Source organism: Marivita sp. (assembly GCF_020055635.1).
GTDB lineage: Bacteria > Pseudomonadota > Alphaproteobacteria > Rhodobacterales > Rhodobacteraceae > Marivita.
In genome coordinates, this window is record NZ_JAIPUT010000005.1 from 34807 (window position 1) to 46870 (window position 12064).

General features: G+C 62.4%; 11 protein-coding genes. 2 read left to right on the top strand and 9 right to left on the bottom strand.

All coding sequences use genetic code 11. The features are described 5' to 3' along the window. Positions 1 to 43: 43 nt before the first annotated feature. Both LCF60_RS04095 and LCF60_RS04100 read right to left on the bottom strand, forming a co-directional pair. The gene (locus tag LCF60_RS04095) at positions 44 to 1312 is read right to left on the bottom strand and encodes an extracellular solute-binding protein (protein ID WP_292289840.1); all 1269 of its coding nucleotides are present in this window, start codon (positions 1310 to 1312) and stop codon (positions 44 to 46) included. 33 nt (positions 1313 to 1345) lie between these two features. Next, positions 1346 to 2332 (bottom strand): ABC transporter ATP-binding protein, encoded by a 987-nt coding sequence (locus LCF60_RS04100; protein WP_292289841.1) that lies wholly within the window; start codon positions 2330 to 2332, stop codon positions 1346 to 1348. 234 nt (positions 2333 to 2566) lie between these two features. Here LCF60_RS04100 and LCF60_RS04105 point away from each other — a divergent pair, with 234 nt between their 5' ends. Then, entirely contained in the window at positions 2567 to 3271 is a 705-nt protein-coding gene (locus LCF60_RS04105; RefSeq protein WP_292289842.1) for a GntR family transcriptional regulator, read from the top strand. A 7-nt stretch (positions 3272 to 3278) separates the two neighbouring features. Here LCF60_RS04105 and LCF60_RS04110 read toward each other — a convergent pair whose 3' ends face one another. From LCF60_RS04110 to LCF60_RS04125, 4 genes are all read right to left on the bottom strand, one after another. Beyond that, on the bottom strand, positions 3279 to 3695 hold the full coding sequence (locus LCF60_RS04110) for a sugar dehydrogenase complex small subunit (protein ID WP_292289843.1): 417 nt from the start codon (positions 3693 to 3695) through the stop codon (positions 3279 to 3281). Beyond that, the gene (locus LCF60_RS04115; RefSeq protein WP_292289844.1) at positions 3692 to 4342 is read right to left on the bottom strand and encodes a c-type cytochrome; all 651 of its coding nucleotides are present in this window, start codon (positions 4340 to 4342) and stop codon (positions 3692 to 3694) included. The genes LCF60_RS04110 and LCF60_RS04115 overlap by 4 nt, the downstream gene beginning before the upstream one ends. Beyond that, the gene (locus tag LCF60_RS04120; protein WP_292289846.1) at positions 4339 to 5958 is read right to left on the bottom strand and encodes a GMC family oxidoreductase; all 1620 of its coding nucleotides are present in this window, start codon (positions 5956 to 5958) and stop codon (positions 4339 to 4341) included. The genes LCF60_RS04115 and LCF60_RS04120 overlap by 4 nt, the downstream gene beginning before the upstream one ends. Positions 5959 to 6060: 102 nt before the next feature. Continuing rightward, positions 6061 to 7143, bottom strand: a complete 1083-nt coding sequence (locus tag LCF60_RS04125; protein WP_292289848.1) for an AI-2E family transporter — start codon at positions 7141 to 7143, stop codon at positions 6061 to 6063. Between the two features lie 209 nt (positions 7144 to 7352). On the opposite strand from LCF60_RS04125, the gene LCF60_RS04130 reads away from it, so the two are divergent. After that, a complete protein-coding gene (locus LCF60_RS04130; RefSeq protein WP_292289850.1) occupies positions 7353 to 8384 on the top strand; it encodes a sodium:calcium antiporter in 1032 nt (343 codons plus the stop codon). A 19-nt stretch (positions 8385 to 8403) separates the two neighbouring features. Here LCF60_RS04130 and LCF60_RS04135 read toward each other — a convergent pair whose 3' ends face one another. The 3 genes from LCF60_RS04135 to LCF60_RS04145 form a co-directional block, all read right to left on the bottom strand. Beyond that, the gene (locus LCF60_RS04135) at positions 8404 to 9375 is read right to left on the bottom strand and encodes a YihY/virulence factor BrkB family protein (RefSeq protein ID WP_292289852.1); all 972 of its coding nucleotides are present in this window, start codon (positions 9373 to 9375) and stop codon (positions 8404 to 8406) included. Between the two features lie 97 nt (positions 9376 to 9472). Then, positions 9473 to 10198 carry a phosphatase PAP2 family protein gene (locus tag LCF60_RS04140; RefSeq protein ID WP_292289854.1) on the bottom strand — a complete coding sequence of 242 codons (726 nt, stop codon included), beginning with the start codon at positions 10196 to 10198 and terminating at the stop codon, positions 9473 to 9475. Between the two features lie 45 nt (positions 10199 to 10243). Then, positions 10244 to 11989, bottom strand: a complete 1746-nt coding sequence (locus LCF60_RS04145) for a mechanosensitive ion channel domain-containing protein (protein ID WP_292289856.1) — start codon at positions 11987 to 11989, stop codon at positions 10244 to 10246. Positions 11990 to 12064 lie beyond the last annotated feature (75 nt).

Consider the following 12064-nt stretch of genomic DNA (forward strand, 5'->3'; position numbering starts at 1 on the left):
CAGAAAGAGGCAGGGGCGCAGTGACTGCGCCCCTGAACGGCGGTCACGCCGCGATGAATTCGTTCCACTTGCGGACCATGTACTGGTTCTCGTCCATGACAGAGTTCCAGCAGGCCACGGCCCCCATCCGGTCAAGGAACGATCCGCCGTCGCGCACCGCGCCCGGTCCTTCGAGAACCACACCCTGCGGGCTGACGATGTCGCTTTGGGATTCCTTGCCTTCGTACCAGAAGCCCCATTCGTCGTCGGACATGAACAGCTTGGAGGTTTCGGGCACGGCCGAGTAATAACCCTGACGCATGAGGAAGCCGCCGGCCCAGCCGGACAGGTACCAGTTGATGTATTCATACGCCGCATCGAGCTTGGCGCCCTCGAGGCTGGCCGCAAGACCCATCCCGCCGCCCCAGGACCGGTAGCCTTCTTCAAGCGGCTGGTAGACGCAGGGCACGCCCTGCGCGCGCACGGCGGTGATCGCCGGCGACCACATCGACTGGATCACAACCTCGCCCGAGGCCATCAGGTTGACGCTTTCGTCAAAGGATTTCCAGAACGCGCGGAACTGGCCGTTCTGCTTGGCTTCGGTGAAGATCGCCAATGTCTTGTCGATCTCTTCGCGGGTCATGTTGCCCTTGTCGGCATAGGTGATCTCACCCATGGATTCGCAGACCATCGCCATGTCCATGATGCCGATCGAAGAGATGTCGAGGATCGACGCCTTGCCCTTGAACTCGGTGTTCAGAAGCTCGGACCAGTTGCTGATCGGACGGCCGATGAGATCGGGGCGGATGCCCAGCGTGTCGGCGTTGTAGATCGTCGGGATGAGGGTCATCCAGCCGCTTTCGTTGTCGACGAATGAGGTGCCGTCAGGCCCGTCGACAAACCCGACCGTGTGCGGCGCGGTGCCTTGTGCGATCTCGCTTGTCGGGGTCAACTTGCCGGTCCGGAAGGTGCCGGCGATCTTGTCGTAATTCGCGATCCGGGAGGTATCCATGGCCTGAAGGTTGCCTGTGGGCCACACCTTCTTGCAGATCCAGTATTCGATGTCCGCGATGTCGAAGCTGTCGGGCTGGGTGGCCACACGCTGAGTGACGCTGTCGGAATCCAGCGCGGTCATTTCGAGCGTGATGCCAAGGTCTTCGAGTGCCTTGTCGGCGATCTCGTTGAAGGCCGACACGCCGGTGCCCGCCTGTCTCAGAACGATGTTGGACTGCGCCCAGACCATCGGTGCGGCGACGGTGCCGGCGGCGGCAGCCACCCCCGTCTTGAGCAATGTCCGGCGGCTCAGCCCGTTTCTTTTCGTGTATCGTGTCATCTTCTTCTCCTTGTCAGTGTCAAACGCCGCGTTTCAGGCGGTCAGGTGGTGTTGGTTGGTCTGGTCCCAGGTCAGCCCGATCAGGTCGCCTGGATTGTGCGGGCTGGCGTAGAAATCGGCATCCGGGACCACGGCTGTCACCTCCTGGTCTCCTTGCGCCCGCGTGAGGATCGACACATGCGTGCCCTGGTATTCGACGGCGACCACGCTGGCCTCGATCCGGCCCTGCCCGGCTTCGGTGGGCGCCACGGCATCGGAGCGGATTGCCACCTGGCCTTCGGGCAGGGAAATGACGTTGTGACCGCCCATGAACTGCGCCACGAATTTGGTGCGGGGCGCATTGAACACTTCGCGGGCGGGACCGGCCTGTTCGATGACCGCGTTGTTCATCACCACGACTTCGTCGGCGAGCGCCAAGGCTTCGTCCTGACCGTGGGTGACGTGCAGGAAACTGATGCCCAGCTCTTTCTGCAACTTGCGAAGCTCGCTGCGCATGCGGATCCGCAGGAACGGGTCCAGCGCCGACAGTGGTTCGTCCAGCAAGAGGACCTGTGGGCGGGTGATCAAGGCACGCGCCAGGGCGACGCGCTGTTGCTGACCACCCGAAAGCTGCGCCGGGCGCCGATCCTTGAGAGCGGTCAAATCCACGAGTTCCAGCATCTCGCCGGCTTTCTTGTCACGTTCGGACTTGTCGACGCCCTTCATCTTGAGGCTGAAAGCCACGTTGTCGAGAACGCTCAGATGCGGAAAAAGTGCGTAGTTCTGAAACATCATCGCCGTGCCGCGCTGCGCCGGAGGCAAGGGCGAGATGTCGCGCCCTGCGAGAAGGATGGACCCTTCCGATACGGTCTCGTGACCTGCGATCATGCGAAGCGTCGACGACTTGCCGCACCCCGACGGACCAAGCAGGCAGGTATAGCTCGCCGGTTTGAAATGGTGGCTTATCGTGTCGACCGCCACGGTGTCGCCATACCGCTTGGTAAGCGACACCAGCTCGAGATCCTGTTTCGCAGCGTTCATGCTTCCCCCTGATGCTGCTTTGAACAAAGCGGTTATGTTCCGCCTTCGGGAAGACATTCGGGCCGCAAATGCATCGGAGTTTCCCAGACGGTGCATCATCGGTCGTTTTGAGGGGCAGCTGCTCAGATTTTGTGCACAATATTGTATACACTTTGGTCAAATTTCGCTCTCAACCTCTGCGGTACTTGTCGTCAAAGGAGTGACATGGCATCACGATTCGCAAAGGACATTGCTATGAATGAAGCGGTTGGCGAGGCACTGGCACGGCGTGGCGACGCGCCATCAAGCGATCTGGTATGCCAGGCCCTGTCACAGGCGATCCATGAACAACGGCTGGCCCCGGGCACCAAACTGGGCGAAGGCGAGCTTGCTGAAATATACGGTGTGTCCCGTACGATCATCCGCACGGCGCTTCAGTCCCTGGCGCATGGTCACCTGGTCGAAACGCAGCGCAACCGCGGAGCCTTCGTGGCGAAACCAACGCCCAAGGAAGCCCGCGAGGTGTTTGAAACCCGTGAATTGCTGGAACCGCGCTGCGCGCGCATGGCCGCGCTGAAGGCCACCCCCGAAGACATCGCGATGCTTCAGGCGCATATCGAGAAAGAACATGAAGCTCTGGCCCAGGCCGATCAGGGCAAGGCGCTATACCTGTCCGGGCAGTTGCACATCCACATTTCCCGCATTGCGGACCAGTCGATCATTGCCGGTTTCATCGAACACCTCATTGCCCGATCTTCGTTGATCGTGGCCCTGTACTGGAAGCGCGAGAGCGCCCTGTGCGAAAAACATGCGCATCATTCGCTGGTAGAAGCGATACGGGACAAGAATCAGGACCGCGCCGAAGACCTGATGCGCAGCCATCTTGTCGATCTCCATTCCGCACTCGAACTGCGCCAACCGCGCGAGGCGGATCTGTCTCTCAAGGCCATTCTGGGGTGACCTGCGGTCAGACGTCAGCCGGTTTCTCAGCCCAGAAGCCCGGCAGTCCTCCGCAATAGCTGGGAACGTTCAGACTGTCCTCCACGGCCGCGTACATCAGGGCACTGGAATAGGCAAAGCGACCGGGCTCGCCATCTTCCGGCCGGTGCATGCCGGTATAAAGCGCCTTGAGCAGCGATGCGTGCAACGCATCGTCAGCCTGATCCGCGACAAGGGCGGCTTGATCAGTCGCGGAATAGATTTCGCGGACGCCCATCAGCAAGGCGCGTGGGATCGGATCGAAGCCCGTCAATTCCCGACATTTCGCCGCGAAAGCGGCGACCGACGGTCCGCTGGCCTGCGCGGATGCCCAACCGGGAAGCAGCGCCGCTGCGGAGACGCCGCCAAGGACAGAACGGCGGGTCAGGGTGGGTGTACGTGTCATTCCGATTCCCCTTGCGCACTTTCGGTGTCCGGCGTCCAACGCGCGAAATAGCGCGCCAAAGCCGAAATTTCGGACGGCGTCAGCCGTTCGGAATAGGCGCGCATGCGGCCCATCGGGTCGGAGGATCGCGTGCCGTCGGCATAGGCGCGCAGCTGATCTGCCAGATAAGCCTCGGGCTGGCCGTGCAGGCGCGGAGACAGGCGGGCGCGGTCGTCCTCGGGGTCAAGCGAGTGGCAGCTTGCGCAGGGCGCCAGACCCCGCGACCAATCCCCGTCCTCGACAAGATCCAGCGCCGTCGCATGATCCTCGGGCGGGTCGCGGAACACCAGGTCGGGATGCGGCGCGCCGGCATAGAGCCGTGCCATCGCCCCGGCTCCTTCGCCCAGAGCCAAGGCAGTCTGCTCCATTTGCCGATGCTGGCGCAGCCCCTGTCGATACGCCATCAACTGTCGTTCGATATAGCGGGCCGGCTGGCCGTTCAGGACGGGATAGATTTCCCGTCCCGCGGTCGCGGTGGCCTCGGGATCGGGGGAGGCAACGTGACAGGTGCTGCAATTCAGCAACACATCCATCGACTGTGCATGGGCCACCGGGGTCGCCAACAGCGCGATAGCAACGGCCACGGTCTTGTGTCTTTTCTGCATCATGGCTGTGCCTCGGTTGCGATGTGCTCTCCCAGTCTCAGGGCAAGCGCCGCGATGGTGAGCGTGACATTCACGCTGGAAACGGAGGGAAAGTTCGAAGACGAACTGATCCAGAGATTGGGGTGGTCATGCGTCCGGCAGTCGCTGTTGACCACGCTGTCGCGAGGATCTTCCCCCATGATCGTTGCGCCGGTGATATGGTTGTTCGGCAGATATCCCTCGTTATGCTCGACGCTTCCGGGGGCGGCGCCGAACCGTTCGGCAATCTCTTCGACGCGGCGTTTCGTGTCTTCCGCAGCGCGTGTCACGTAGTCGTCGACATCGTAATGAATCTCGGGACGCGGCAGGCCGAGCGCATCGGTCAGCCCCTCGGTCGAGGGGCGCATGCGGTTCGAGGGATCCGGCAACTGTTCGTGGAACGCCGTGATGACCTGACGCCGTGCGGTTCGGTGGCGCACCGCGTTTCGAAGCGCGTCGCCCGTCAGACCTTCGTCAATCGCCGCCAGCGCGATGCCTTCGACCGGGTTCATGTTCAGGATCATCATCTTGCGCGCGGAGTATTCGCTGCGGAAGTCGCCATCCCGAAGGCTGGTGATCGCCGAAATCACGTTGGGGCCGCGCCCCGGCCAGAGCGGCCTTTCGCTGTCGAAGGAAGATGACGTTCCGGGGTGATCCATCAGGTTGCGGCCCACCATGTCCGAGCTGTTGCCCACGCCTTGCGGCGCGCGGTCCTGCGTCGACATCAGCATGATCTTCGGTCCTTCGATCCCGTTGGCAGCGAGCACGAAGCGATCGGCCTCGACCCGGAACTCTTCGCGGCTCGGGGTCAGGTATCGTGCGGCCGTGATGCGACCGTCCTCGCCGACCTCCAAGCGGTGAACCACCGCATCGGTGATCAGTTGCGCGCCTGCCGCCTGAGCCTTTTCGATCGACATGTTTCCGGAATATTGCGCACCGATCGGGCAGATCGGCATGCAGTTGGCATTCCCGCAGCATGGCGGACGTCCGTCATAGACCTGCTGGTTGTTGCGCGCCTGCGGGGCGCTGATATGGGCATAGCCAAGCCGCTGTAGTTCCTCGTGAAAGATCTGGTCCATGTAGGAGAACGGGGCTGGCGGCATGGGGTAGGGCGACGACCGGGGCGCATCGAAGGGCGCATCCTCGGGGCCCGCGACGCCCAATGCGCGCTCGGCCTCGGCGTACCACGGCTCGATGTCCCAGTAATCGAGCGGCCAATCGCGTCCGACGCCATAAAGTGTCCTGAGCTTCATGTCGTTCGGAAGGTACCGCCACGTCGATGCGGCCCAATGCCAGGTCGTGCCGCCCACGGCGCGGATATATTGCTGATTGTAGGGGCGCGGGCCTTTCTGGATGAGGTAGTCGTCGGTGCGCGCGACCTGTGGCTGCGGGGCGTGAGGCACAACCGGATACGGAGACATCATCGTCTGCGGATCGGCCTGGCGGAATCGGTCCACGAGTTGTGTGCGGTCAAGCTCTGGCCCGTCGCACAGGATGGTGACGCGCATCCCGGCTTCGGCGGCGCGCTGCGCGACCAAGCCTCCCGCAACGCCTGCGCCGATGACAAGCAATTGAGGGCGATGCGGAAGCGTCGTTGTCATGTTGCGAGGTTCCTGTAGGTTTGGCGATTAACGCCACAGATGTGTCAGGGTTCCGCCCGTGTGTGCAGCAAGCGGTCCAGACGAGGACCCTTTGACACGGGATCAATCTGCAAGGGCCGCGTCCAGTTCCTCCAGATTTTCCTGGTTGCTGAGCAACAACGCCACGCCGCGTAACGCCTCGATGCGATGGAAGATGACCAGCATGCACAGCATGATCGGTGTGGCCAGGAATGCTCCGGCAATCCCCCAGACCCAGCTCCAGAACATCAGCGAGACCAGGATCACGGTCGGGGCCAGCACGATCTGCTGGCCCTGCAACAATGGGTCAACAAGATTTCCGAGCAACTGCTCGATTGCGAAGATGCCGACGCCGATCCAGAACGCCGTCGCGGGGTCTACCACCAGAAAGGCGTAGAGGACCGGAAGCGCTCCTGAAATCACCGACCCGAGGCTGGGGATATAGGTGAGGATGAAGGTCAGAACGGCCCAGACCACCAGCAGGTCTATCCCGAAGATCGCGAGCCATCCGACATAGAGTCCGGCCGTGAGCATCCCGACGAATGTCCGGACCAGCAAGAAGCGGTGCAGCCTGAGCGTGATCGATCCGGTGGCCTTGTCCAAGGCGCTGCGCCCGTTTTCGTCCACCAGATCCCGGGCTTTCGCGGCCCAGCACGGCGCTTCGGCCAACGCGAGAAGAACGATGAAAAGAATGACGATCAAGGCGGACAGGAAGGCGCCGGTCATTGTCGCGGCTGCCTCGGCGACAGTGGTGGCACGATCGACGATCCAGCCGCCGATCATGCCGCCGGCATTGCCCCAGACGGCGCGCAGGTCTTCGGCAAGCGGCGCTGTTTCGCTGTTCCCGTCGGATCCGGCCTGCGGCATCAGCGCGTTTATTTCGTCAGAAATGCTGGGAAGCACCTGAAGCGCCTGGAGCGCCGCGAAGTAAAGCGCGCCGAACAGCAGACAGATAATCGCAATCAGGAACAGGATGACAAGAAAATGGGCAAGCCAACCGATCCATCTTGGCAGCGCGCGTTTTATCTTCTGATCGAGAGGTGCCAGCATCAGGGCGATGAGCACGGCAAATGTCACCGGGACAGCAACGATCGCTGCGGTGCGCAACAGCCAGATGGCGAGGATCGCAAAAATTGCCCCCGTCAACCACACGCCCGTTCTGGACATGCCGGGCATTGCGAATTTCCGAGGCGGGCGGTTCTCCATGAAAGGCACTCCCAGTGCGCTTGCGAATTTTGCAGTGTCGCCGAAACGTTGCCTTGGCGGGCTTTGTTCCGGAGCCTCTATGGGCGCAGATGTTCCCGCAGACATCGACCGGCACTCAAAAAAACCGGATTCAAGCGTGAACCCGATCGCGCCCGGCGCGTTGAACGGGGGTGTTTGACGCTTTCACTCTGACCGCGCTTCTGGCCATCGGCGGCGTTGCTGCCGTCATCGTCTTGATTTCCGGCCTTCGGATGACCGGCCTTGCAGATCGCATCGCCGACCGGACCGGATTCGGCGAGGCGCTGATCGGCGGTGTCCTGCTGGGCGGCGCCACATCTTTTTCGGGCACGGTGGTTTCGCTGACGGCGGCGCTTGATGGGCGCGCGTCACTGGCCTTTTCGAACGGCATCGGGGGCATCGCGGCACAGACCGCATTTCTCGCCGTGGCGGATCTCCTGTATCGACGCGCCAATCTCGAGCATGCCTCTGCCGAACTCGCCAACGTGTTCCAGTGTGGCCAGCTTCTTCTGCTTCTGTCCGTCCCCTTTGCAGCCTACGCGGCACCTGAAATCGCGGTTTTCGGCGTTCATCCGGCGTCGCTCGCATTGGCGGCCATCTACGGTGTCGGCGTCGTCGCCACGTCGCGCTTGCGACAGTCGCCGATGTGGCGGCCGGTCGAGACCGAAGAGACACGCGACGATACGCCGGACGAGGGCGACAGTCCGGACCAGCCGGCACGGGGGCTCATCGTTCAGTTCGTTGGCCTCATGCTTGTCATGGGCAGTGCGGGCTGGGTGATTTCGCAGGTCGGTGCGCAGTTGACGGACCGTCTTGGGTTGTCTGCCTCGCTGGTCGGAGCCTTGATGACCGCGGTTGTCACTTCGCTGCCCGAACTCGTCACCACGCTGGCCGCCGTCCGCCGTGGCGCGTTGCAGCTTGCCGTCGGCGGGATCATCGGGGGCAATACGTTCGACACCCTGTTCCTGACCATTTCCGATATCGGGTATCGAGAGGGATCGTTGTACCACGCAATCGAACGAAGCGACCTGTTCTGGTTGGCGGTGGCGATGATCATGACCGGTGTCTTGATGCTCGGGCTTCTGTTCCGCGAAAAACAGGGACCTGCGGGGATCGGACGGGAAAGCGTCTTGCTTCTGTCGATCTATTTCGCGGCCATCGCAATTCAGGCGATGCTTGGCTGAGGGAATTCGCCGACGCGGGTCAGGCCGTGGAGCGGGTCTTTTCTTCGCCACGGGCGGCCCCCAACGTGTCGGCCTTGGTGGCTCCGCGCAGTCCCATCGGGCGGTCCGGGCCAATCGTAGAATCCTGCGCCGTCTGCGCCTCGGTTTCTGCGTCGAACAAGGCGGCGAGCAGCACGATGAAGGCCGACAGCCAGAACCATGTCAGAAGCACGACGACACCGGCGAGGGTTCCGAAAACCTCGTTGTAGTTTCCGAAGGTCTGGACGTAGTAGCTGAAGCCGAATGTGGCCGCGACCCAGAGCGTACATCCCAGCACGGCCCCGGGCGAAAGCCAGCGCCAGCGCGCCTTGCGCCGGTTCGGCCCGTGCCGGAACAGGGTTGCAACGCCCGTGACCGCCACGAGGAAGATCAGCGGCCAGCGCAGGACTGTCGCCGCGGTCTTGGCAAGCGGGCCGGCGGCGACCTGGCCCGCGATTGTCGGAAGCGCCGCAACGATGAGGACCGTGAGGCACAGCGCCAGGATCAGGGCAATCGTCAATCCGATGACGACCAACCAGCGCTTGAAGAAACCGCGGGTCTCGGTTTCCTCGTAGATCATCGCCAGCCCCTGCATGAGGCTGTCGGTGGCGTTCGACGCCAGCCAGAGCGCCACCCCGATGGAAATCACCGCCGCAAAGGTGAGGGATTCCTCTGCCGTGTCCGCGATGTCGGTCAATTGTGCCGACATCAGATCAGCAGCCGAGGGCGGAAACATCGAGGAAAAGAGCCCACGTGTCTGCTCGGCAAGGATCACGGGATCATAAACCAGCCCGACCAGCGCCACGATCGCCGAAAAGGCCGGGACCAGCGACAGGATGCCGAAAAAGGCGATGCCGGCCGAAATCAGTCCCAGATGCAGTTCGCCAAGCCGTGTCCAGCAGCGGGCAAGAATGTCCAGCCACCCGGATCTTGGCAGGGAGAGCGGATGTCTGGCATCGCGGCCTCGGGTCATGTCGGTCTCCAATATTCCGGAAAACGCCCCGCCTCAGGGCGCAGTTCCAAGAGGTGCTTTGCGTGGGTAGAAACGGCGTGAGGCAGTGCCGCACAGGTCAGTCGGGATCGCACCCGTCCGGTTCGATCCGGCCGCGCCGCGCGAGGGCCTGCGCCGCGCCAAAGCAGATCGCGGCCCATGCCGCACCGGCCAGCCATCCAGCCAGCACGTCGGTCGGCCAATGCACGCCAAGATAGACACGGCTGACACCGACAAGCAGGGTCAGAAGCACGGCGGTGGCAAGTATGAAGATCTTCAACCGGCGCTGTGGCTGAACCCGCGCGATCAGCACGCCGAGGGACAGATACGCGACCGCCGCCATCATCGAATGACCGGAGGGAAAACTGGCCGTATGCACGATGGATCCATGCGGCACGAGCTCTGGGCGGGGTCGGTCGAAAAACTCTTTCGCGATCCCCGACAAGACGATCCCGCCACCGACAGCGGACAGGAGAAAGAGCATCGAACTGATCCGATGCCGCATCAGGAAATAAAGCGCCACCAGCCCGGTCGCGAGCGTCAGCACCGCCACGCCTCCAAGAGCCGTGAGATCGCGCCCCATTTCCTCGATCCATCCCGGCCCGATGGGATCGCCAGGATCTCCTGGTGTGCGCAGGGCCAGCAGGATGTCGCGGTCAAGATTGCGCGTCGATCCTTCGACCACCTCGTCGGCCAGTTCCGCCAGCGCCCAGAAGGCGCAGACAAGGGCAACCAGAAAGACCAGCCAGCGCAGTTCGATTGCCTGCATCAGGGCTTTCGTTCGTGTCGTGGCTCCTGTCGCCATGTCTTTATCGCTCCATTCTCGTTCGTTTTTTAAGAATTTTTCGGGTTAGCCGGATCCGGACACGCTCAGCTTTGTGCTTCGGTTTCCCGATTCCGGGTCGGTCGCGTCGGGTTGAGGCACCTCCTGCACCCTTTCGCGCGGGAACCAGTCTGGATGGTGATCGCGGATATAAGCCATGAGCTCTTCGCGCAGTCGGCTCTGCGCCGCCCAACCGGTCGAGGGGTCATCCATCATCGCGTAGAAACTGATCTTCAGACCTTCAGCGTTCTGATCCACGGCGTAGGTGATCGCGCTTTCGGAATCCGAGATGTCCGATCCCTCTCGCACCAGCTTGTCGAAATAGGACCGCAATTCAGCGACGTCGGCGCGATGATCCAGCCACAGTTCGATGACCTTCATCATGCGCGCCTCGGCGACGGACCAGTTTTCGAACGGTTTCGACACGAAATAGGTGACCGGCACGACGATCCGCCGGTGATCCCAGGTGCGCAGGCGCAGAAAGGTGTAGAAGATCGATTCCACATATGCCCAATCGCCTTCGAACAGAACGGAATCGCCGATCCTGACGGGCTTGGCAAAGGCGATCTGAAGTGAAGCGAGGATATTGCCCAGCACAGCCTGACCGGCGATGCCCAGCAACACGGTCAGCACACCGGCCGAGGCCAGCAAGGTCAGGCCAATGCTTTCGAACAGGTTCAACTCGGCAAGCACCACGATCGCGGCAAGTCCGACCATGATCAGAACGATCAGGCGCCGCAGCGCATAGATCGACGTCAACAATTCGCGCTCATCGGCCCCCCGCTTGTCGTCGATGTCGCCAACATATCGCAGCGTGACGCGATGCAGGACCGCATCGAGCAGTCGAAGGGCGGTCATCCCGACACCCCAAACCATCAGAATGATCAAGGTCGGTCGCAGGACGGCCTGAACCGGGCCGGAGAACGAAATCACGTGGCTCAGGATGAGTTGGGTCGCGCCCGCCATGATGAGGATCGCCACGGGCATCCCACTGCGTTCAAGACCGTTGCTCAGCCATGGCCGGCTGGACTTCCGGGACAGCGAGAGCGCAGCCGTCCGTGCCGCCAGACCCAGCAGCAAAAGACCGGCGGCCAACAGAGGCAACGCAATCCATTCCCAGAGCCAGAGACCTGCGAAATCGCTCTTCAGGCTTTGCGGAATCCAGCTTTCGAAGCGTCGCGGGCCGAACGCATCATAGAGCGCTGCCACGTTCTCGACCGTTTGCGGCGTGAACAGCCAGACTGCCGGGGCGTCGGCGGGCTTGTACCGACCAAGGCGCAAGTCATAGGCGGACGCATGGGTCTCGAGCGTTCCGAGGATCAGGTTGCGCCGGGGTTGCCCCGCGCGGGCGTTGGAATCCGGAGAGCCTTCGATCATTGCATCGGGTCGCGCGGGCAGCGCGGACCAGTCGATCCAGACTTGTCGGGCCAATATGGACGCCAGTTTGCGAGCGATCTCGGGGGCGCGGTCCTGCTGGGAATCCGGTGGCAGGTCCGACAGGTTCAGATAATGCGCGGCACGGCTGTATTCGCCCTGCTGGGTGGCGTTCACAAAGCCGCGCAGGGCTTGTCGCGGCGAGGACCGGTCGATCCCGGTCGGATGTGGATCTTCGAGCCCGACATTGATGCGGTCGGTTTCGTACCAGGTTTCCGACGTCTCCTGTGCCGAAGCCGCGTTGCACCATGCCAGCATGACAAGACAGGCCGCTGCCGCCGTGAGACAGCGCAGAACGTCCCGGATCATTGTGCGGTTCGCCAACGGATCGGCTGGCATCGGTTCTCCTGCGAAAGTGCGGATGCGTGTGAACCCAACACCAGCCAACCCGAGCAGTTCCGTCGCGGAACTGAG

Excerpts from the sequence above, each read along its gene's own strand:
- LCF60_RS04140 (WP_292289854.1), bottom strand. The coding sequence starts at position 10,198 with ATGGCGACAGGAGCCACGACACGAACGAAAGCCCTGATGCAGGCAATC.
- LCF60_RS04115 (WP_292289844.1), bottom strand. The coding sequence starts at position 4,342 with ATGATGCAGAAAAGACACAAGACCGTGGCCGTTGCTATCGCGCTGTTG.
- LCF60_RS04125 (WP_292289848.1), bottom strand. The coding sequence starts at position 7,143 with ATGTCCAGAACGGGCGTGTGGTTGACGGGGGCAATTTTTGCGATCCTC.
- LCF60_RS04095 (WP_292289840.1), bottom strand. The coding sequence starts at position 1,312 with ATGACACGATACACGAAAAGAAACGGGCTGAGCCGCCGGACATTGCTC.
- LCF60_RS04105 (WP_292289842.1), top strand. The coding sequence starts at position 2,567 with ATGAATGAAGCGGTTGGCGAGGCACTGGCACGGCGTGGCGACGCGCCA.
- LCF60_RS04135 (WP_292289852.1), bottom strand. The coding sequence starts at position 9,375 with ATGACCCGAGGCCGCGATGCCAGACATCCGCTCTCCCTGCCAAGATCC.
- LCF60_RS04120 (WP_292289846.1), bottom strand. The coding sequence starts at position 5,958 with ATGACAACGACGCTTCCGCATCGCCCTCAATTGCTTGTCATCGGCGCA.
- LCF60_RS04145 (WP_292289856.1), bottom strand. The coding sequence starts at position 11,989 with ATGCCAGCCGATCCGTTGGCGAACCGCACAATGATCCGGGACGTTCTG.
- LCF60_RS04100 (WP_292289841.1), bottom strand. The coding sequence starts at position 2,332 with ATGAACGCTGCGAAACAGGATCTCGAGCTGGTGTCGCTTACCAAGCGG.
- LCF60_RS04110 (WP_292289843.1), bottom strand. The coding sequence starts at position 3,695 with ATGACACGTACACCCACCCTGACCCGCCGTTCTGTCCTTGGCGGCGTC.